The 21,530-nt window shown below is 35.1% G+C and carries 20 protein-coding genes; 9 read left to right on the top strand and 11 right to left on the bottom strand.

The window, feature by feature from the left end:
- Nucleotides 1-11 precede the first annotated feature (11 nt).
- The 4 genes from FVB9532_RS16155 to FVB9532_RS16140 all read right to left on the bottom strand — a co-directional run bounded on the left by FVB9532_RS16155 (nucleotide 12) and on the right by FVB9532_RS16140 (nucleotide 4,344).
- Nucleotides 12-371 carry a VOC family protein gene (locus FVB9532_RS16155; protein WP_150546223.1) on the bottom strand — a complete coding sequence of 120 codons (360 nt, stop codon included), beginning with the start codon at nucleotides 369-371 and terminating at the stop codon, nucleotides 12-14.
- 523 nt (nucleotides 372-894) lie between these two features.
- On the bottom strand, nucleotides 895-1,446 hold the full coding sequence (locus FVB9532_RS16150; RefSeq protein ID WP_150546222.1) for a hypothetical protein: 552 nt from the start codon (nucleotides 1,444-1,446) through the stop codon (nucleotides 895-897).
- A 907-nt stretch (nucleotides 1,447-2,353) separates the two neighbouring features.
- Entirely contained in the window at nucleotides 2,354-3,664 is a 1,311-nt protein-coding gene (locus FVB9532_RS16145; RefSeq protein WP_150546221.1) for an ABC1 kinase family protein, read from the bottom strand.
- The gene (locus FVB9532_RS16140; protein WP_150546220.1) at nucleotides 3,664-4,344 is read right to left on the bottom strand and encodes a TetR/AcrR family transcriptional regulator; all 681 of its coding nucleotides are present in this window, start codon (nucleotides 4,342-4,344) and stop codon (nucleotides 3,664-3,666) included. The genes FVB9532_RS16145 and FVB9532_RS16140 overlap by 1 nt, the downstream gene beginning before the upstream one ends.
- 349 nt (nucleotides 4,345-4,693) lie before the next feature.
- Between FVB9532_RS16140 and htpG the strand changes: the two genes are divergently transcribed.
- The 8 genes from htpG (at nucleotide 4,694) to FVB9532_RS16100 (ending at nucleotide 12,183) form a co-directional block, all read left to right on the top strand.
- Complete coding sequence (gene htpG / locus FVB9532_RS16135; protein WP_150546219.1) at nucleotides 4,694-6,577, top strand: molecular chaperone HtpG; 1,884 nt, start codon at nucleotides 4,694-4,696, stop codon at nucleotides 6,575-6,577.
- A 106-nt stretch (nucleotides 6,578-6,683) separates the two neighbouring features.
- Complete coding sequence (locus FVB9532_RS16130; RefSeq protein ID WP_150546218.1) at nucleotides 6,684-7,184, top strand: hypothetical protein; 501 nt, start codon at nucleotides 6,684-6,686, stop codon at nucleotides 7,182-7,184.
- A 12-nt stretch (nucleotides 7,185-7,196) separates the two neighbouring features.
- Nucleotides 7,197-8,012 carry a DUF6503 family protein gene (locus FVB9532_RS16125; protein WP_150546217.1) on the top strand — a complete coding sequence of 272 codons (816 nt, stop codon included), beginning with the start codon at nucleotides 7,197-7,199 and terminating at the stop codon, nucleotides 8,010-8,012.
- Nucleotides 8,013-8,086: 74 nt separating this feature from the next.
- Nucleotides 8,087-10,039, top strand: a complete 1,953-nt coding sequence (thrS, locus tag FVB9532_RS16120; protein ID WP_150546216.1) for a threonine--tRNA ligase — start codon at nucleotides 8,087-8,089, stop codon at nucleotides 10,037-10,039.
- Between the two features lie 59 nt (nucleotides 10,040-10,098).
- Nucleotides 10,099-10,614, top strand: coding sequence for a translation initiation factor IF-3 (infC, locus tag FVB9532_RS16115; protein WP_262714410.1), 516 nt, complete (start codon nucleotides 10,099-10,101; stop codon nucleotides 10,612-10,614).
- A gap of 52 nt (nucleotides 10,615-10,666) precedes the next feature.
- A complete protein-coding gene (rpmI, locus tag FVB9532_RS16110) occupies nucleotides 10,667-10,864 on the top strand; it encodes a 50S ribosomal protein L35 (RefSeq protein ID WP_150546214.1) in 198 nt (65 codons plus the stop codon).
- Nucleotides 10,865-10,961: 97 nt separating this feature from the next.
- On the top strand, nucleotides 10,962-11,306 hold the full coding sequence (gene rplT / locus FVB9532_RS16105; RefSeq protein WP_150546213.1) for a 50S ribosomal protein L20: 345 nt from the start codon (nucleotides 10,962-10,964) through the stop codon (nucleotides 11,304-11,306).
- 76 nt (nucleotides 11,307-11,382) lie between these two features.
- Nucleotides 11,383-12,183 (top strand): HAD family hydrolase, encoded by an 801-nt coding sequence (locus tag FVB9532_RS16100; protein ID WP_150546212.1) that lies wholly within the window; start codon nucleotides 11,383-11,385, stop codon nucleotides 12,181-12,183.
- Here FVB9532_RS16100 and FVB9532_RS16095 read toward each other — a convergent pair.
- A complete protein-coding gene (locus FVB9532_RS16095) occupies nucleotides 12,180-12,602 on the bottom strand; it encodes a secondary thiamine-phosphate synthase enzyme YjbQ (protein ID WP_150546211.1) in 423 nt (140 codons plus the stop codon). The genes FVB9532_RS16100 and FVB9532_RS16095 overlap by 4 nt on opposite strands.
- 48 nt (nucleotides 12,603-12,650) lie before the next feature.
- On the opposite strand from FVB9532_RS16095, the gene FVB9532_RS16090 reads away from it, so the two are divergent.
- Nucleotides 12,651-13,604: an OmpA family protein gene (locus FVB9532_RS16090; protein ID WP_150546210.1), complete on the top strand. Its 954-nt coding sequence runs from the start codon at nucleotides 12,651-12,653 to the stop codon at nucleotides 13,602-13,604.
- Here the strand turns inward: FVB9532_RS16090 and FVB9532_RS16085 are convergent.
- From FVB9532_RS16085 to FVB9532_RS16060, 6 genes are all read right to left on the bottom strand, one after another.
- A complete protein-coding gene (locus FVB9532_RS16085) occupies nucleotides 13,601-15,145 on the bottom strand; it encodes a sulfatase family protein (RefSeq protein ID WP_150546209.1) in 1,545 nt (514 codons plus the stop codon). The genes FVB9532_RS16090 and FVB9532_RS16085 overlap by 4 nt on opposite strands.
- Nucleotides 15,146-16,366, bottom strand: a complete 1,221-nt coding sequence (locus FVB9532_RS16080; RefSeq protein ID WP_150546208.1) for a glycoside hydrolase family 172 protein — start codon at nucleotides 16,364-16,366, stop codon at nucleotides 15,146-15,148.
- A gap of 66 nt (nucleotides 16,367-16,432) precedes the next feature.
- Nucleotides 16,433-17,422 carry a LacI family DNA-binding transcriptional regulator gene (locus FVB9532_RS16075; RefSeq protein WP_150546207.1) on the bottom strand — a complete coding sequence of 330 codons (990 nt, stop codon included), beginning with the start codon at nucleotides 17,420-17,422 and terminating at the stop codon, nucleotides 16,433-16,435.
- Between the two features lie 10 nt (nucleotides 17,423-17,432).
- Nucleotides 17,433-18,695, bottom strand: coding sequence for an asparagine synthetase B (locus tag FVB9532_RS16070; RefSeq protein WP_150546206.1), 1,263 nt, complete (start codon nucleotides 18,693-18,695; stop codon nucleotides 17,433-17,435).
- Between the two features lie 110 nt (nucleotides 18,696-18,805).
- Entirely contained in the window at nucleotides 18,806-20,356 is a 1,551-nt protein-coding gene (gene dnaB / locus FVB9532_RS16065; RefSeq protein WP_150546205.1) for a replicative DNA helicase, read from the bottom strand.
- Nucleotides 20,357-20,522: 166 nt separating this feature from the next.
- Nucleotides 20,523-21,476, bottom strand: coding sequence for an acetyl-CoA carboxylase carboxyltransferase subunit alpha (locus FVB9532_RS16060; protein WP_150546204.1), 954 nt, complete (start codon nucleotides 21,474-21,476; stop codon nucleotides 20,523-20,525).
- Between the last annotated feature and the right edge of the window lie 54 nt (nucleotides 21,477-21,530).

Below are 21,530 nucleotides of genomic sequence, written 5' to 3'. Positions count from 1 at the left end.
AAATGTAGAAACTATTTTGTTTCTAAAAAAGTAAGTTTGTAACCATCCAAGTCTGTTACATGAAATGCCCTGCCAAAAGGAGTTTCTATAATGGGTCCGGTGGTGGTCACCTCGTTACTGATAAATCTTTCTTTTAATTCTTCCACGTTTTCGTTGACGGCAAACCAAAGCGCAACACCTATTCCCAATGCTTTGTTTTCGATGGGTTCAAGTGGGGTGCGAATGGCAAAACTAGCTTCTCCTTTACGATACTTAAATACATAGGCTTGCGGATTTGAATTTTCAATTTCAAAGCCTAATTTTTGGGTATAAAACTCTTTGGATGCTTCTAGGTTGTTTACTTGTAGGGATGCAAATGTTAATTGTCTCATGGTTTTTATTTTATTATGTTGTTGCAAATATAATATACACGACAACAAAATAACTATGATTTAATAATTTATTTTTTGGTTAGTTGTTTAAATATTTGGGAGTTTTATGGTTGTATTTGCAAAATACAACTACAATTGCTCACTAAGTTTGTAACCTATTTTAGTTTGTTACTTTAAAATATGTCATTATACCAATTAATATCATAATTCCATAAAATGCCAATGATATATTTAGATACAAATTCAAGTATATTTTTTTAAAAGGAACAAATACTTTTTTCATATACATTTTCAAGTAATAAATAACAATGGCTGGAACTAATGAAAGTAAAGAAATAACTATAATAGATGCTATTAGTGTCATTGAAATCTCTTCGAAAGTAGCATTAATTCCAATATTTTCAGTTAAATGATAATAAATAATGAAATTTAGAACAATTGAAATTATTAAAAACATTGGTCTTTTCATTCATTGGTTTTTATAAAAAATATAAGTTTTTTTTCAAATCTCATATTATGATAATCAAGAATTGTAGTTTTCTCTTTCTTCATAAGAATCCCAGTTAAATTCGTAATTCCATTCGGAACGCTCAAAATAATCTTGAAAACGTATTTCCCCATTAGATTTAACACAAAATATAAAATTCTCAATTCTATTAACTTTAAATGTCAAAATATAATAATCTAATGGTGCAAAATTTAGCTTAAAACCTTTAGTATTAGTTTCTTTTCCTATTATTGATTTTGAATCGGTAAGCTCAATTTTTTTTATTTTTGTTTTTTCCGATATTTTTGCAATGGAAAGTGCTATAGCTGCTTCTTTATCTAAAAAATTAGAGCTTTCTTTTTTCTTAAAAATTGATTTAATTTTATTGCCAATATCTTTCCACGCATCTAAATTCTCATTTATATTTTTTCCTTGAAAAAATAAAGCTCCTCCAAGAATTATTATTGTAATCCACCAATCTGCACCTCCACCAATATCTGCTTCAGCATAATCAATTTCATAATCTTTGAACTTTTTAGATAGTTCTTTTTTTTGATTTTCATCTTCTTGTGGTATGACAATTCGCATATTTTATTTTTGAATTGAGTAATTAAATTCAGGTTGTATTTTTTTCCTACCTAATAATCAGTATAGTAAAAATCTAAGTTTATGATAATAAAGATAATGTTTTTCAATTTACAATTGACCTTAGGAATTAGAAGTTAATTCTAACGTAGTTAAATCGACCGTAATTGCGGTTATTATATATTAGCCACAGGTTTTTCTCAGTCTGTTCGGATTAAATTTCTATATTTTGTCCATACATAGACATACTCACGAATTTCTTGTACTCGGTTATTAAAATTAATTTTTATTATTAAAATAATCCATTGTTTGCGTAACATCATTTCTGTACTGCATCGAGCAAATAACAATAGTGGGATTATTAATCGTTATTAATTCTCCAACGTAGGTTTCTCTTTCTTCGGAACTACCACTAACCAAAAATCCGTTGAAATATTCGGTTTTGTTTAGTTATAGTTTTTTCAGTTTAGTTCCCGTTTTCAAAGTTCGACCGAATAAGGAATTCCAAGTCGATGATTTTCCTTAATTTCTTTTTCTTATTACAGAGATTAATAGCTTATTCATATTTCACTTAATCATATTCCAAATATTTTTTATAATCGGATTCAGATTTTATTCTTTGAAAAACGTCAAAAATCTGACCGTCATTAAGCCCGTTGCTGCAAGATGTAAAGCCAATTTATTTTTTTGTTCTTCAGTTAATTTAAAATTATTTATTCTTTATTTTATTCACGTGTGTTTGTTCAACTTATCCCTAAGTAATTACACTTAACTAAATATAACAGTTTTAGCTAAGATTTTACCGGACAAACCAATTTTCAGTAACTGTACAACTTAAATTATTACTTAAAAAAAGAAAGCCCAATCGTGAATAATTGGGCTTTCTTAAAAATTTATCTTGATTTAAAAACTAATCGAGATACTTCTTAAAATGATTGATCTTTACTTCGGCTTTTAAATCGTGTAATAGATTATACAAGCCAAAAAAGGTTCTATTAATGTAGAGAAAATGCTTACTTCCACGGTTACCGTTCATTTTTCGGAGTTCGGTATCTTTACTGTATTTTTCGCTTAATTCTGTAATCTTGTTCCAAAAGCTTTCGTCTGAAAAATCAAAGGTTTCTTGATGAAACGGACTGGTAAACAGGCTCAACATCTCGTAGAATAGGTTCGAGAAATAATCGATTTCTTTTTCGGTATCATCGGGTCTTAAAATCTCTAATTCCGAGAGCTTCGCTAAAAAGAATTTTCGATTGTTGATGTTTTCAGGAACCGCTAATTCAAAATAAGGTTTGTAGAATTCTTCTGGTACTTTTTTAATACAACCAAAATCGATGGCTATTAAATTTTGGTCTTCGTCGATTAAGAAATTTCCGGGATGCGGATCGGCATGAACAGCTTTTAACTCGTGCATCTGGAACATATAAAAATCCCAAAGCGCTTGTCCTAATTGGTCGCCTTCTTCTTTGCTAAAATCTTTCTTGACAAAATCGCTTAAATGTTCGCCCTGCATCCAATCCATCGTGATGATGCGCTCACTGGAAAGTTCTTCGTAATACTTCGGGAAACGTAAATTTTCAATCTTAGCACATGCTTCAGAAATAAATTTACTTTGCTCGACTTCCAGTTTATAGTCGGTTTCTTCCAGCAACTTCCCTTCTACTTCCTTAAAGTATTTTTCAGAATCTTTTCCCTGTAGGTTAAACATTTTTGTGGCCACAGGTTTTACCATCGCCAAATCTGAACTAATACTATCGGCTACGCCGGGATATTGAATTTTCACCGCCAGCTTTTTTCCATCTTTAGTGGCTTGATGCACCTGCCCAATACTTGCCGCATTAACAGAATTTGGAGTAAATGAATCGTATAAATCTTCGGGATAAGCCCCTTGGTAATTCTTAAAGGTTTTGCGCACCAAAGGGGCTGAAAGTGGTGGGACGCTAAATTGCGCCAAACTAAACTTCTCCACGTAAGCGCTGGGCAATAAACTCTTTTCCATCGAAAGCATTTGCGCTACTTTCAACGCACTTCCTTTTAAGTTTTTGAGTCCGTCGTAAATATCTTCGGCGTTATCTTTATCGAGTTCATCTCGGGTAAGGTCTTTGTTGAAGGCTTTCTTCCCGTAATATTTCAGGTAGTTCCCTCCTATTTTTACGCCAGTTTTCACGAGCTCGGAAGTCCGCCCTATTTTTCCCGTAGGTATTTTGTCTATCGATTTCATTAGGCCATCCTTTCTTTAAATAAAAACTTCCCAAAATCGAGTACACGCTCTAAAGGCGTATTATCAAATACATCAAAAACGGTATTGACTGATTTTTCAATCGCTACATCGGTTTTTTCAAATTGCGGAGAGTGATCGTCCATCCAAAACTTCAGCAGGAATAAGGTTTGTAACCAAGCAGCTTCTGAAAATATGCGTTCGTTTCGCTGTAATAGCTTTACATTTTTGTCTTTGTTATCTTCTTCAATTAAGCCTTTGACAAAACTTATTATTTTCTTTCGCAAGCCTTTTAACTGACTTAAATTTTTTAAAGGTTCGCGATGTTCCTTCAGCATAAACAACACATAGCTTCTGTTGGCGGTAAGCATTTCGAAAAAAGTGAAATAAAAGGTAAGTAGTTTTTCTCGACTGCCAAACTGCTCTACTTCCGGAGATTTATGCATTAAATCGATGCTCTTTTGGTAAAAAGTGTTCCAGATTTCTTGCTGCACGCCTTCAAAACTACCGAAGAATTGATAAAATTGCTCTTCGGTCATTTTATTTTCTTTGCAGAATTTATAGACTGTTTTAGGAGTAGTTTCGTGCTCTAGAACGTATTCCATATAAATCGTGATTACCCGCTCTTTCGTCAATTTTACAGTAGATTTTTTTGGGGTAGTTGTTTTCTTCGTTGTCGCCATAATTCAATTCTTTCTTCAAATTTACCATTTTGTTTAATTTATTTGCTTTAAACTTAAACAAAATGTTTGTTAAATAATTTCATATTAATATCTACAACTTTTATACCTACTTCTCTATTTAACTTGTTGAATTTCAAAATATATAATTATGCGTACAGATATGAATTTTTTATAAAGCGTCATCCTGAATTCATTTAAGAATCAATTCAAATTGAATTGAATATTTAAGCAAATAGTTCTAATCAAATGACAAACTCATCTTATTCGCTGTCAGTTTGTCACTTTCCTTTTAATGGTATTTTTTTTGACCAGTTGTAAGCCAATAACATTTAAAAAATTCACAATAGATATGGCAACAGGAAAGATTAATGTTTCGGTAGAAAATATTTTTCCGCTGATTAAAAAATTCCTTTACAGCGACCACGAAATTTTCTTACGAGAGTTAATTTCTAACGCTACCGATGCAACTTTAAAACTAAAACACTTAACCAGTATTGGTGAAGCTACGGTGGAGTATGGCAATCCGGTTATTGAGGTAAAGGCTAACAAAGAAAATAAAACCCTTCATATTATTGACCAAGGAATTGGGATGACCAAAGAAGAGGTTGAAAAATATATTAATGAAGTTGCTTTTTCCGGAGCGGAAGAGTTCTTAGAAAAATATAAAGATTCTGCGAAAGATAGCGGAATCATCGGTCATTTTGGACTTGGTTTCTATTCTGCCTTTATGGTAGCCAATAAGGTTGAAATCATTACCAAATCATACAAAGATGAACCGGCAGCTCACTGGATTTGTGAAGGAACCACCGATTTCACGTTAGGGGACGCTGATAAAACAGAAAGAGGTACCGAAATTATTCTTCATCTCAATGATGATGAAACGGAATTTTTAGAGGAAAACAGAATTTCTGAGTTACTTACCAAGTATAACAAGTTTATGCCGGTACCGATTAAATTTGGTACAAAGGAAAAAACGCTTCCAAAAGCTGAAGATGCACCGGAAGATGAAGAACCTAAAAAAATTACGGTTGATAACATCATTAATAACCCGGAACCGGCTTGGACTAAACAACCTACCGATTTAGAAGAGGAAGATTATAAAAGCTTCTATCGTGAGTTATACCCGATGCAGTTTGAGGAGCCTTTATTCCACATTCACTTAAATGTAGATTATCCGTTCAACTTAACCGGAATTTTATATTTCCCTAAGTTAAGTAACGATATGACGATGCAGCGTGATAAAATTCAGTTGTATCAAAACCAGGTTTTTGTAACCGATAATGTGGAAGGGATTGTTCCTGAATTTTTGACCATGTTGAAAGGGGTGATCGATTCTCCGGACATTCCATTGAACGTTTCTCGTTCTTACCTTCAGGCTGACGGAGCGGTAAAGAAAATTTCAAGCTACATTACGCGTAAAGTAGCCGATAAATTAAAATCGTTGTTCAATAACAATCGGGAAGATTTCGAAAAGAAATGGGACGATATTAAAGTGGTGATTGAATATGGAATGCTTACCGAAGACAAGTTTTTTGAAAAAGCACAAAAATTTACCCTTTACCCAACAGTTGATGGAGAATACTTCACCTACGAAGAGTTAGAAGAAAAAATTAAAGAAAACCAAACCGATAAAGACGGGAAAATGGTGATTCTTTACGCTTCCAACAAAGACGAGCAACACAGTTATATTTCTGCAGCGAAAGATAAAGGTTATCAAGTATTATTATTAGATACGCCAATTGTTCCGCATTTAATTCAGAAATTAGAAACTTCTAAAGAAAATATCTCCTTTGTTCGTGTAGATAGCGATCACGTAGATAATTTAATTAAGAAAGATGAAGATAAAACTTCTAAGCTTTCTGAGGAAGAACAAGAAAAGTTAAAAGCTGATTTTGAAAAAGTAGTACCTAAGGAAAAGTACACTATTCAATTAGAGGCGATGGATAGTAATGCGGCTCCGCTAATTATTACCCAACCCGAATTTATGCGTCGTATGAAAGAGATGCAACAAACCGGCGGTGGCGGAATGTTTGGTATGGGCAATATGCCGGAAATGTACAATTTGGTTGTAAACACGAACAATGAGTTAATTTCTAGCTTAGTTGGCAAAGAAGAAGCCGAGCAAGAACGCATTATCAAGCAATCTTTAGATTTAGCGCGTCTTTCTCAAAACCTTTTAAAAGGAGAAGAATTAACGAACTTTGTGAAGCGTAGTTTTGAGATGATTAAATAAAAAAACGTAATAGCATAATAAATTTAATATTACATCGTTAAATATAGAAAACCGTCTTACCAAATAAGGCGGTTTTTTTATATTTGCATTAACCTTAAAAAAACTTATGAATACGTTCACTGCTATTTACGAAAATAAATGGTTAACCCTGATTGACGATGCCACTTCGCAGGAAGTAGGGAAAATTAGTTATCAACAACCACTTGATATTTACATCTCTATTAATGAGGATAAATTTCAACTTTCTCCTGAAAAAAGAAAAATTAAAATTTTTAAAAACTACAAGAAAATAGACACTTTGGTCAAATACAATTTCTTGGGTAATTACAAGTCTAAAAAATCAAAATTCAGAATAAAAGGAATCTCCAGTTGGAAAGGTGGAACTAAATTAGTTGATAAAAACGATAATTTACTCCTTAGTGTCACTAATGAAAATGGCTTTACCAACAACGGGAAATATAAAATCCAGACCCATCAAGATGAAGTTGCCCCTTACTGCATCCTTTTAAGTTTGCACCTCCATCTAAAGGCATCTAAATCAAATATGCTTGTTCCCATGATTACTGCCATTTTATCGGTAACTTTACTCAGAAATTTCTTTTACTAATTTAAGCTAATTATGAAACAGGTTTACCCATTTTTGTTCATTCTTCTTTTACTGAGTTGTAAAAACGACCCTAAAAACACTTCAGAAACAACAGAAGACCCCATCACTACTACAGAAGAAAAAAATAACGCCGCTAGAAATCTTGCTGAAACGATAGAAACCACCCATCACAAAGAAGATTTTTTTAATAACCAAGCGATATCCTTCAATCTTAAAGTGAATTTTGGCGGAAAACAACGTATCAATGGAAAAATAACCATGCTCACCAATTCTACAAAAATTAAGCTTGAAAAAGAAGATGGTACTACTTTAGTTTATGATGGTGACGATGTCTTCCTATATCCAAAACAAAATAATTACGACGCAGCAAGGTTTGATATCTTTACATGGCCTTACTTTTTTACCATGCCTTTTAAATTGACCGATGAAGGTACAAAATGGCAAGAGAAAAAAGAGCGCCAATTAGATAGCACTAATTACCTTACTGCAAAATTAACTTTTGAAAATAATGTAGGTGATGCGCCAGATGACTGGTACATCATCTATGCCGATAAACGAACCCATTTATTAAAAGCAGCCGCTTATATTGTTACCTACGGAAAAGATATTGAAACGGCAGAAGAAAATCCACATGCCATTGTTTATGATCGTTACTTTACCGTGAAAAGCGTTCCGGTAGCCAAATATTGGAAGTTTTACAATTGGAGCGAAGAAAAAGGAATTTATGGCGAACCTATTGGCGATGCTGAAATTTCTAAACTAAAATATTTCCCGGCAGAAGAAGCCACTTTTACGGTCCCGGAAACGGCAGTAAAAATCCAAAGATAAATTTATCTAAAAGCCTATAAACGCTATTGGAAAGAATAATTATCCTTGTATCTTTGCGTTTTTAAAATAAAACCATGATCAACGTAACTTTGCCTGACGGCAGTATTAAAGAATTTGAAAGCGGCACTACCGTATTAGAGGTCGCCAAAAGCATTAGTGAAGGTTTAGCCAGAAATGTGATTTCTGCAAAATACAACGGGACTACCGTTGAAACCAAAACCTCACTGACCACCGATGGTTCTTTAGTACTTTTTACCTGGCGCGACGATGAAGGTAAAAAAGCCTTTTGGCATAGTACTTCCCACGTGATGGCACAAGCCATTCAAGAACTATATCCGGGTGCTAAATTAACTATTGGTCCGGCAATCGAGAATGGTTTTTATTACGATGTAGATTTTGGAGAACATAAAGTATCTGAAAACGACTTCAAGAAAATTGAAGATAAAATGTTGGAAATTGCACGCGGCAAACACGAGTTTGTGATGCGTGAAGTTTCGAAGCAAGATGCTTTAGATTTCTATAAAAAAGAAAATAATCCTTTTAAGGTTGAATTAATTGAAAACCTTCAGGATGGAGATATCACTTTTTGCGATCACGACACTTTTACCGACTTATGTCGTGGCGGACACATTCCCAACACCGGAATTATTAAAGCGGTAAAATTAATGAACATTGCCGGAGCTTACTGGCGAGGTGATGAACACAACCCGCAATTAACTCGGGTCTATGGAGTGTCGTTCCCAAAACAAAAAGAATTAAAAGAATATTTAGAGCTTTTAGAAGAAGCCAAAAAACGTGACCATAGAAAATTAGGGAAAGAATTACAATTATTCACCTTCTCCCAAAAAGTAGGACAAGGTTTACCTTTATGGTTACCAAAAGGAGCTGCCTTACGGGAACGTTTAGAAAACTTCTTGAAAAAAGCACAAAAAAAAGCCGGTTACGAACAAGTAGTTTCACCACACATTGGTCAAAAAGAATTGTATGTGACTTCCGGTCACTATGCAAAATACGGAGAAGACAGCTTTCAACCCATAAAAACTCCTAATGAAGATGAAGAGTTTTTATTAAAACCTATGAACTGTCCACACCACTGTGAAATTTTCAATTCACAATCGTGGAGTTACCGTGATTTACCCAAACGCTTTGCTGAATTTGGGACGGTTTATCGTTATGAGCAAAGTGGAGAATTACATGGATTAACCCGTGTAAGGGGATTTACCCAAGACGATGCCCATATTTTTTGTACGCCAGACCAATTGGACAATGAATTTAAAAAAGTAATCGATCTTGTCTTGTACGTATTTGGTTCTTTAGGCTTTGAAAATTTTACGGCTCAGGTTTCTTTAAGAGATCCTGAAAACAAGGAAAAATATATTGGTGAAGAAGAAAATTGGGTAAAAGCAGAGAATGCAATTATCAATGCTGCCAAAGAAAAAGACTTAAACTATGTCATTGAGACAGGTGAAGCTGCCTTTTATGGTCCTAAGCTAGATTTTATGGTAAAAGATGCCTTAGGAAGAAGTTGGCAGTTAGGAACCATTCAAGTAGATTACAACTTGCCAGAACGTTTTGATCTAACCTATAAAGGTAGCGATAACGATCTTCACCGTCCGGTAATGATTCACCGAGCTCCATTTGGAAGTATAGAACGTTTTGTAGCCATTTTATTAGAACACACAGGGGGTAACTTCCCGCTATGGCTAATGCCTGAACAAGCTATCATTCTGACTTTGAGTGAGAAATATGAAAAATATTCACAAAAAGTTTTAAATTTGTTAGAAAATCACGAAATTCGCGCCCTTGCTGATGATCGTAGCGAGACTATGGGTAAAAAGATTCGTGAGGCAGAAATGAACAAACTGCCTTATATGTTGATAGTTGGCGAGCAAGAAGAGCAAGACGGCACGGTTTCTGTACGAAAGCATGGTGGAGAAGATTTAGGCGCAATGAAAATTGAAGAATTCGCCGAAATTATAAATAAAGAGATAAATTCTTCTCTAAAACCTTTTACAACTGAAGTTTAATTTAAAATTATAGAGTTATAGCAATACGTAGAAAAAAATCAAGAGGTCCGTTAAGACAAATAAAGGAAGATCCGCATAGAATCAATGATAAGATTCGTGCGAAAGAAGTTCGTTTAGTAGGTGATAACGTTGAAATGGATGTTTACCCTATTAAAAAAGCTCTTGCCATCGCTGAAGAACTTGGTTTGGATTTGGTAGAAATTTCTCCAAATGCAAAACCTCCTGTTGCAAAAGTGATGGAATACAAGAAGTTTCTTTATGAGCAGAAAAAACGTGAAAAAGCCATGAAGCAAAAAGCTTCTAAGGTGGTGGTAAAAGAAATTCGTTTTGGTCCCAATACAGATGACCACGATTACGAATTCAAGAAAAACCATGCTCAAAAGTTCTTAGAAGATGGTGCTAAACTAAAAGCGTACGTTTTCTTTAAAGGTCGTTCTATCGTATTTAAAGACAAAGGAGAAATTTTGTTACTTCGTCTAGCTACAGATTTAGAAGAATACGGTAAAGTAGAGCAAATGCCTAAATTAGAAGGTAAACGTATGACAATGTTCATCGCTCCTAAGAAAACAAAATAAACAGGATTTTCTTTAAAATAAATAAGAGAGATAATTAAAAACAAGGATAGTAATGCCTAAAATGAAGACAAAATCTAGTGCTAAAAAACGTTTTAAGTTAACTGGTACTGGAAAGATCAAGAGAAAGCACGCTTTTAAAAGCCACATTTTAACAAAGAAGTCTAAAAAGCGTAAGTTAGCTTTAACACACAGTACATTAGTACATAAAGCCGACGAAAACAATGTTAAACTTCAATTACGTTTAAAGTAATTACGGTTTAACCGGTTCAATTAATATAAACCATGGAGTATGGCCTGTAAAAAGTGTTATTGTAAATAACCGCCTGCTACAAAAAAATAATTAAAATATGCCAAGATCAGTAAATTCAGTTGCTTCAAGAGCTCGTAGAAAGAAAATCATGAAGCAAGCAAAAGGTTACTTCGGACGTCGTAAAAACGTTTGGACAGTAGCTAAAAACGCGGTTGAAAAAGCAATGTTGTATGCTTATAGAGACCGTAAAGCAAAGAAAAGAAACTTTCGTACACTATGGATTACCCGTATTAATGCGGCAGCCCGTTTAAACGGTATGTCTTATTCACAATTTATGGGTAAAGTAAAAGCGAACGATATCGAGTTAAACCGTAAAGTTCTTGCGGATTTAGCGATGAACCATCCGGATGCTTTTAAAGCCATTGTAGACAAAGTAAAATAATACAACAATAAATTATCTCTCTTATAAAAATCCGGTTCTTTGAACCGGATTTTTTCTTTCAAACAAAACCACTGCTATGGATTTTTCACAAGTAAAACTCATCGTTTCCGATATGGACGGAACATTGCTTAATTCTAAAGGAAATGTAAGCGATAAATTCTTTCAACTTTATCAATCACTAGAAAAAAAAGGAATCATGTTTGTAGCTGCGAGTGGGAGACAATTCTACAGTATAAAAAGCAAACTCTCCCCTATTCAAAATGATATTTATGTAATTGCAGAAAACGGAGGAATCACGTTAAAAGGAAAAGAAGTAATCAACACCTATACCCTAGCCTTCGACACCATAAAAACTATTATTGAAAAAGTGAGAAATATAGAGGCTACTGAAATGGTACTCTGTGCAAAATCAAAAGCTTATATTGAAAGTGACAATCCTGAATTTATTGATTTCTTTAAAGAGTTTTATACCGAATATGAAAAAGTGGAAGATTTATTGAATGTCCCACAAGATGAGTTCTTTAAAGTAGCCGTTTATCATCCCGAAAGCTCAGAAGAATATATTTATCCTTCAGTTAAATCTTTTGAAGGAGAATTACAGGTGAAAATTAGTGGTGAAAATTGGTTAGACCTTTCTAGCTTAGAAACCCATAAAGGAAATGCGCTAGAAAAGCTTCAGAAAATTTTAGGAATCGACAGAACCCAAACCGTAGTATTTGGAGATTTTAATAATGATCTGGAAATGCTTCAACTTGCAGATTTTAGCTTTGCGATGAAAAATGCGCATCCTAATGTAAAAGCTGTGGCTAATTATAGCACCAAAAGTAATGATGATGAAGGGGTCGAAACTATTCTAGAACAGATTTTAAATAGCTAGTCACCCAGCAAAGTTAATACTAGTTTACGTGGACCTCCATGATTTCTAAACTCACCGAGATAAATTCCTTGCCAAGTACCAAGGTTTAGTCTCCCATTAGTTACCGGAAGTTCTACGCTACTTCCTATCAAAGAAGATTTGATATGTGCAGGCATATCATCGGAGCCCTCAAAGGTATGCTTGTAATAGGCTTGGTTTTCAGGAACCATTTTATTGATATGCGTTTCAAAATCTTCCCGAACCGTAGGATCAGCATTTTCATTAATAGTTAAACCGGCTGAAGTATGTTTTATAAAGACCTTTAAAACCCCTTGCCTTATCTCTTTGATTTCAGTAAGATTATTTTCTACCTCCTCTGTAATTAAGTGAAAACCCCTGGATTTTTCCTTCAATTGAATTTCTTTTTGAATAATCTTCATCGCTATTTTTCTTGAATTTGCTTAAATTTAAAAACTTATTATAGATTCATGAAATACTTTTCACTTCTTATTTTTCTTCTCTTCATCCAATTCAGTTTTTCCCAGTATGTTGACTTTACCGTAATCGATTTTCAAAAATATTATAAGGTTGGGGAAGATAATGAAGTCTTTCTTCCTTTGGGGGATATTTCATTTGTAGATAAAATAACCTATTTTAAGCAAGGAAATCCTAAAGCAGAAAATATATATAGTAATACCGATCATGCGCTTGGCGCTCCCGATTATGTAAGTTACCCCGACAAAACTTATCTTTCTTTAGGTTGTGGCGGTGAACTTATAGTCGAATTTAAAAACAATGGCTTTATAGACATTGAAGGTCCCGATCTTTATTTTTTTGAAGTTGGCCCTTCTGTAGAAGCCTTTGAAGTATATATTTCTAAAGACGGCAAAAACTGGAAATATGTGCAAAAATCTTCGGGAGGTTCCAGCTATGTAGATATCGCTGCCGTGGAAAAAGGGAAGAAAAAAAACATCTATTACTATATTAAATTAAAAGACTTAGGCTCCTTTTGCGATGGTCCAACCGCCGGTGCAGATATTGATGCTATTGGAACTATTGGGGGCGTTTTAAAAGTAAACATTGACGCTAACCTCCTTTTTGATGTAGATAAATATCAACTAAGAGATAAAGCCTTAAGCACCTTAGATAATTTTCTAATTGGTTTAGAAAAAATACCGGAAGCAGAAGTGATTATAGAAGGACATACTGATGCTCAAGCTTCGCATAGTTACAATCAAAAATTAGGACTAAACCGCGCCAAAAGTGTCAAAAAGTATCTGCTTCAACATTTAAAGGAAAAAGCTAAAAATTACGACTTTCAAGTAAAATCATTAGGCGAAACTCAACCCGTAGCGAGTAATTCAACTCCCTCGGGAAGACAAAAAAACAGACGCGTAGAAATTATTGTAATTCCCTCTGAAGATTTCTATAAACAGCCTTAAGGCCGAGTTTGTCTCACTTGTTGAAGCCTTTCTAATTCTAATTGCATTTCTTCTACCTTTTCAGGATAATCTTCATATAAATTATGTGTTTCTGAAAGATCTTTTTCCAAATTGTATAATTGAGCAGGTGGAGCATTTTCCTTAATTCTACCATGAGCGATATCGCTATTTTTCTGGTGAGTAAAAACAGTTGCCGCCGGACCTCCAAAATCATGAATCCCTCTATATTCAGCTTTAAAACCGCCACCACCTTGACCGGAAATATACATCCACTTGCCTTTTCTTACTGCCAAATTTTCAATATTATCAGGAGCAATTAAAAGGGAAGGTCTTATATTTTCATCGGGATTTCCTATAAAGGTAGGTAACATATTATAACTGTCCACAGCTTCACCCTTTTTAAGTTTCCTATCGAACAAGGCTGCGAAAGTTGCCACCATATCTACATTAGAAAGTAATTGGTTTGAAACACTTCCTGCTTCCACTTTTCCAGGCCATCTCACAATAAAAGGTATGCGATGACCTCCTTCCCAAGCATCAAATTTAAACCCCAATAGTTCTCCGTTTATATGATGATCCATAGCGTAGGCATCTTGCCCTCCTCTATTCAGCATTCCCCCATTATCGCTGGTTAGTACGAGAATTGTATTTTCAGTCAAATTCTCTTTTTCCAAGGTATTCATAATTTCTCCCACTATCCAATCCAGCTCTTCAATAAAATCACCATAACGACCGGCATCACTCCTTCCCAAAAATCGTTTGGCAGGTGTAAAAGGATGATGAATATTCGTGGTTGCCAAATACAAAAAGAAGGGCTCATTTTTATGGCGTTTGATAAATGCTTGTGCTGTATCTTTTAACGTCGTCCCTACCAAGCTATCCACATATAGTTGATGAGCTTTGGTAGCTCCACCAATTTTTTGGTTCCACCGGTTCCATTTTTCAGGATAAGGAGCAGTAGCAGCTTCCTTGCCCCAAACAAACGGATCGTCTTTTTCGAAACCAACCACATGATGATTTTCAACATATACAAATGGCGGATGACTATTTAGCACAGGAACACCAAAATAATAATCGAAGCCTAATTCTAAAGGACCGGGTTTTAATTCTTCGTTCCAATTCACGGGACGAGTTTCACCAAATCCTAAATGCCATTTTCCCACACAAGCGGTGGCATAACCTTGCTCTTTGAATACATCTGCCAAAGTAAATTTAGAAGTAGGAATTAACAGGGAATCCCTATCAAAAATCGCATGCGCCACATTTGCTTTTACAGGATACTCCCCTGTGATCAATCCATAACGAGAAGGGGTGCAAACGGCCGATACCGAATGAGCGTCAGTAAACTTTTTTCCTTGTGTTGCGAGCTTATCCATATTGGGTGTATAGACTCGCTTAGCTCCGTAAGCACCAATATCGCCATACCCTAAATCATCTGCATTGATATAAATAACATTGGGTTTGTTTTGTGCTGAAAGTATTCCCAACGAAATAAAATTGAACAGCAATAGAAAATGTAAGTTGAAAAATTTAGGTTTCATCTAAAGATCGTTTTTTACAATTTCAGCTTTGTTTAAATTCTTAGCTCGAATTTCCTGTGGCTGAAGTGTTGGTAAATGATGAGTGGGATTATTCAAATAAAAATAGGCAGTCGCCGAAACATCATCACTACGGTAAAAGTTAGTCCATCCCATAGGAAAATCTTCATCACCTAACTTAGGCGGATTTTCCATTTCTAATAATTTTGTAAAATTTGGAGCGTGATCGACGGTAACCGGAATTAGCTCAGCTCCATTTTTCACCAACTCCCTTACTTTATTTGTCGGCGCCCCTCCCATTTGCTGTATAGTCACTTTTATATCGTTATAAAAATAAACAGGATCTGGAATATGATATCGATAAAAAGCAAATGCTCCTTGTTCTTTATTGGCCACTAACGATCCTTGATACTGGTTGCTATACGTTCCTTGTCCGTAGGCCGTACCAATATAATCTTCTGTACCTGAACCTGCTAAACTAGGGTAATCGGTATCGCCATCTATATATATTTTTACTTCGCCTTCGCCAAACCAAGTACCTTCATACTTTTTATTGGTAAAAATGCCAATATTAGTTCCTAAAAAACGGCCTTTTCCTTCCACCTTTGGCAAAATAGTAAATGCGGTTCCTGGTGCTGTCGCTAAGTCTCGGCTCCAATACGCATGAAAATACAACAGGTCTTTCCCTTCGTGCTTTTTCTGAACCATATTTACATCATAAAAAATAGCATCCAATTGTTTATCAGATTCATTAGTGACCGTAATTCTTGCGCCTGTTTTAAAAGGCATCGGGATTATACAATTAAAAGAACGTCCTTCCGGATCGGAAAAAAAAGCACTTTCAAAAGCTACCCGTTTACCTAATCCCACTCCAAAAAAATCTCCTAACGGAACTGAAACAGCTGGTTGACTTTTACCATCCCAAAACATTTCTATTTTTAGAGATCTTAGCATTTCTGGAGAACGATCACTTATGGTTAACCAAATTCGATTAATCACACCTCTCCCTTTCACATTGACTAACTCTATACTTTCGCCCGCCGGAATACGATCAAAAGGATGACCTTTAGCTCCTTTGTTTTCTTGAGCTGCTGCCCCTTTTTTGGCTTTGGGGTTCTCAAAACTGGCCCAACGTGTTTCTACATTTTCCGGTAAATCGTATAATTTTTGAGCTGTTATATTTAAACTTACCAGTGTGAACAAGAAAAAAATAGTCGTTTTCATGATTATTATTTTTGATTAAACAAATATGATTAAACGTTTAATCAAATCAAAATAAAAAAAGACAATTTAGCGTTGAGATGATTTTCTAAACACACATTCAGCCGTTAAAATCTCTGTCTTTTCTTGAAGTTCAGGTGTATTAACTTTGTTCAATAAAAGTTGTAGGGCACGTGTTCCCATCTGATTAATAGGCTGTTGAATATAACTTACCGGACTGTAAAAAAATTCAAAAGCTTCACTCTCATCAAAACTCGCTATGGCAATTTCATTGGGAATCTTTATATTTTTTTGCTGTAATACTCTTAATCCTGCTACGGCCAAGGAATTAGTCGCAAAAAATAAAGCCTCTACTTTCTTTTGCAGCAAGTTTTCTAAAGCTAATTCTACTTCTGCTTCTATCGCATTAAAACCGACCCTTTCTATAAAACTCTCTATGCTTTTTGATGCTTCTTGAAAACCTCCAATACGATCTTCCATGTGGATAAGTGAATTTTTATAAGCAATCATTCCTATTTTTTTAGGTGAAGTTTTTATTAGATCCTTCACCATTTCTGAAGCGATTTCAAAATTATTAATGGCAACGTTGGTGGTATTCAATTGGGGAAAATAACGATCTAATAAAACAAAAGGCATTTTCTGTTCTTGAAGGTATTCAATTTGAGCTTCAGAATTTTCGGTAGGCACGATAATAAAACCATCTACTTGTCTATTTTTCAAAAACTGAATTAGTTTCCATGACTTTTCAGCACTTTCGTCTGAACTTCCAAAAATAACGGTATATCCAAATTTGGCAGCTTCATCTTCGATGACCCGAGCAATATTAGAAAAGAACGGATTGGAAATATCGGCAACAATTAAACCTATGGTATAAGTTTTACCACTTTTTAAACTTTGAGCGATTTGATTGGGTTGGTAATTTAATTCTTGAGCAATCGCTCTTATTCGCTCTTTGGTGGCTTCACTTACCCTGCATTTTTTATTACCAAGAACATAAGAAACAGTTGCGGTAGAAACTTCTGCTTTTTTAGCAATGTCTTTAAGGGAAACTTTTTTCATTTACAAAAAATCAGGTTTTCTGTTTTTTCTTTCTCGCTGCCGGAAATAACACATTGTTTAAAATAAGTCGGTAGCCCGGTGAATTGGGATGAAGTGAAAGTTCGGTTTTGGGGTCACCCACTTTATGCTGATAGTCTTCCGGATCGTGACCGCCGTAAAATGTAAAAAAACCTTTTCCTTTAATTCCGTGAATGTAACGGGCTTCTCCGTTGGTTTTATTTTCTCCCATTACGAGAACGGTGGGTTTTATTTCGTCTCTTCTAAAGGAAGTGGTTTGCCCCATAAAACCTTTCACTAAAGCTGTATGATTTTGACAAAGCATGGTAGGAATGGGATCCCATTTTGCCGAATAATTCATCAAAGAAAAATAATCGGTTTCTTTTGGAATTCGGCGTTGGGTGGTCATATCAATAGAAGAAAACTCATAAACCATCGGGCTTCGTTCTAAGGTATAATCAGTAAAAGCAAAAGTTTTATCATAATCTATTTTACTTTGGTACGCGGGTTCACTCGCATCACCATCAAACATCGGCTCACAAATATCTACTCCCTCTGCCGAAAGGGCAATATCAAAACTATCGGTAGCGCTGCACATCGCAAACATAAATCCGCCACCAATGACATAGTCCCTTATTTTTTGAGCAACTGCTAATTTCTCTTGCGAGACTTTATCATACCCCAACTCTGTAGCTAATTCTTCTGCAGCTCTTTTTTCCTCAATATACCAAGGGGCGGCGCGATAAGCTCGATAGAATTTACCATATTGACCGGTAAAATCTTCGTGGTGTAAATGCAACCAATCATAAAGTAAAAGCTCATCGTTTAAAACTTCTTTATCGTAAACTTTTTCGTAAGGAATTTCAGCATAAGTAAGCACCATGGTTACAGCATCATCCCAAGGAGCATTTCCTTTAGGTGTGTAAACGGCAATTTTTGGAGCTTTTTCTAAAATTACTGCATCCTGATTTTGCGACGGACTTGCGATTTGATCTAAAATAGTTTGGGTTTTACCATCACTCAAAACTTCAAAGGAAACCCCTCTAATTTTACATTCTCTCCTCAATTCTTCCGTATCGGGCATCAAAAATGAACCGCCACGATAGTTGAGGAGCCATTTTACTTTCTGCTGTTTATTGAGTACCCAATAAGTGATCCCGTAAGCTTTTAAATGATCGGTTTGCGATTCGGCATCCATCGGAATTAATACATACGAGGCATAATTCTGAAAAGGGATGAATAATACTAAAAGAAGTATGAGGAAATATTTTTTCATTGTTCGCTTAAATTAAAAAAGGTTGAATGAATTCAGTTTTATTTTAACTGAAATCTATTCAACCTAAAAATAAACAATTTTTATTCCAATCGATTCTTATTCAGAAAGAATTAGAAAGGAACTTCGTTATCATCATCAGGAGTAGAATTATTCGGTCTACCAAATGCTTCATCTGCCGATGGGAAATTTGGTGGTGTGCTGAACGGGTTTTCTTCTTCTCCTTCATTCATTTTTGAATGAAATTCGAAAGGTGAATCGAAAGTTTCTAAATTACCAAACCTACCTAAATGTCCTTCGAATTTCAAACGAATGTTTTCTAAACCACCATTCCTGTGTTTTGCCACAATAAATTCGGCTTGACCATCGGTAGGTGAACGTTCTTCATCATCCCATTCTTCAATTTTATAATATTCAGGTCGGTAAATAAACGATACAATATCGGCATCCTGCTCAATTGCTCCAGATTCACGAAGGTCGGAAAGTAAAGGTCGTTTACTTCCTCCACGTGTTTCTACTGCACGGGAAAGCTGTGAAAGTGCTATCACGGGAACTTCTAGTTCTTTCGCCAAGGCTTTTAAGTTACGAGAAATGGTGGAGATTTCCTGCTCACGGTTCCCTCCTTTATTTCCTGTGGCTGCCGTCATTAATTGTAAATAATCGATCACAATGAGCTTAATCCCATGCTGTGACGATAAACGTCTTGCTTTTGCCCGTAAATCGAAAATAGAAAGCGATGGTGTATCATCGATAAACAAAGGTGCTTTCTCAAGATCTTTTACTTTTACGTTAAGCTGTTCCCATTCGTGAGTTTCTAATTTTCCTGTTCTTAATTTTTCTGAAGAAAGTCCGGTTTCCGAAGAAATAAGACGTGTAATTAACTGTACGGACGACATCTCTAAAGAAAAGAATGCTACCGGAATATTTTGATCAACAGAAATATTTCTGGCCATCGATAGCGTGAGTGCAGTTTTCCCCATACCTGGTCTTGCTGCTACAATAATTAAATCACTAGGCTGCCAACCGGAAGTTAATTTATCTAGCCTTTCAAACCCAGAAGGAATTCCACTTAAACCTTCTTTATTGGAAATATCTTCAATTTTCTTTAAAGCTTGGGTAACTAAACTCTGAGCGGTTTCTGAAGACTTTTTAATGTTACCTTGGGTAACTTCATAAAGTTTTGCTTCTGCTTTATCCAACAAGTCAAAAACATCGGTCGACTCATCGTAAGAATCTTCAATGATTTCATTGGAGATTTTAATTAAGCTACGCTGAATATATTTCTGAAGAATTATTCTCGCGTGGAACTCAATATGTGCTGAAGAGGATACTTTTTGGGTTAATTGAATAATGTAATAATCACCGCCACTCGCTTCCAATTTTCCGTCTTTTTTTAATTGACTTGAAACGGTTAATAAGTCAATTGGAGAGCCTTCTTTAAAAAGTTTAAATATGGCATCGAAAATGTGCTGATGGGCTTCTTTATAGAAAGCGTCTGGGTGCAAAATATCTACAACTTCATCTACTCCTTTTTTATCTATCATCATCGCCCCCAGCACAACTTCTTCTAAATCAACTGCTTGCGGAGGTATTTTTCCTTTCTCGAGATTAATTACATTTCCTCGACCAGAATTATATTGTTGCGATACCTTTACTTTTTCCATAGAACGAATGTAAAAAAAATGTTAATTGGAAGGCGAAAAATCCCTCTCGGATAATTCACCGATTATAAACATTCTATATGTTGATAACTAATTTTTGCTGTTAATAAGTATAAAAAAATCCAGATTGGATATCCGGATTTTTTCAAGAAGTTTTATTCTAAAGGACTTAGCCTTTGAAGACTCCCATGTTGGAATATTTTTCCATTCGCTTTTGGATCAATTCTTCTATTGATAAGTTTTTTGTTTCTTCAAAAGAATCTAAAACAACTTTTTTTAAGGTACTAAACATGGCTTCACGATCACTATGAGCTCCTCCAATAGGTTCTTTAATAATCGCATCGATTACTTCTAATTTTTTGGCATCTTTTGCCGTCAATTTCAATGCTTCTGCAGCTTGCTCCTTATGGTCCCAACTTCTCCAAAGTATGGAAGAACAGTTTTCTGGGGAAATCACCGAATACCAAGCATTTTCAAGCATCATTACTTTATCTCCTACACCAATACCTAAAGCTCCGCCACTGGCTCCTTCTCCAATAACGATCACAAAAACCTGGGTTTTCAGTTTGGTCATTTCAAAGATATTACGGGCAATGGCTTCTCCTTGTCCACGTTCTTCAGCTTCTAAACCGGGATAAGCTCCAGGAGTATCGATAAAGGTTAAAATAGGTAACCCAAATTTTTCAGCTGACTTCATCAAACGAAGGGCTTTACGATATCCTTCCGGATTGGCCATCCCGAAATTTCTGTATTGTCGGGTTTTGGTATTGTAGCCTTTTTGCTGACCGATAATCATAAAACTTTGATCACCAATTTTCCCTAAACCGCCTACCATCGCTTTATCGTCTTTTACATTTCTATCTCCATGCAGCTCTAAAAAATTATCACCGCAAAGTGCTTTAATGTAATCTAAAGTATAAGGACGGTTGGGGTGTCTAGAAAGTTGAACTCTCTGCCAAGCCGTTAAATTTTTGTATATATCTTTCTTGGTTTCTTTTAGCTTTTTCTCAATTTGCTTACAGGTTGAGCTTACATCTACCGCACTGTCTTTCCCTATCGCACACGCTTTTTCATATTGCTCTTCCAGCTCTTTAATGGGCAACTCAAAGTCTAAATATTCCATAATATGAATGAGGCTTTTTATAATTATAGCTTACAAATATATAAAACTTATTAG

Origin of the sequence: Mesonia oceanica (assembly GCF_902499555.1) — a bacterium.
Taxonomy (GTDB): Bacteria; Bacteroidota; Bacteroidia; order Flavobacteriales; family Flavobacteriaceae; genus Mesonia; species Mesonia oceanica.
The sequence above is the reverse complement of the archived record's forward strand: the minus strand, read 5'-3'. Positions and strand labels throughout refer to the sequence as shown.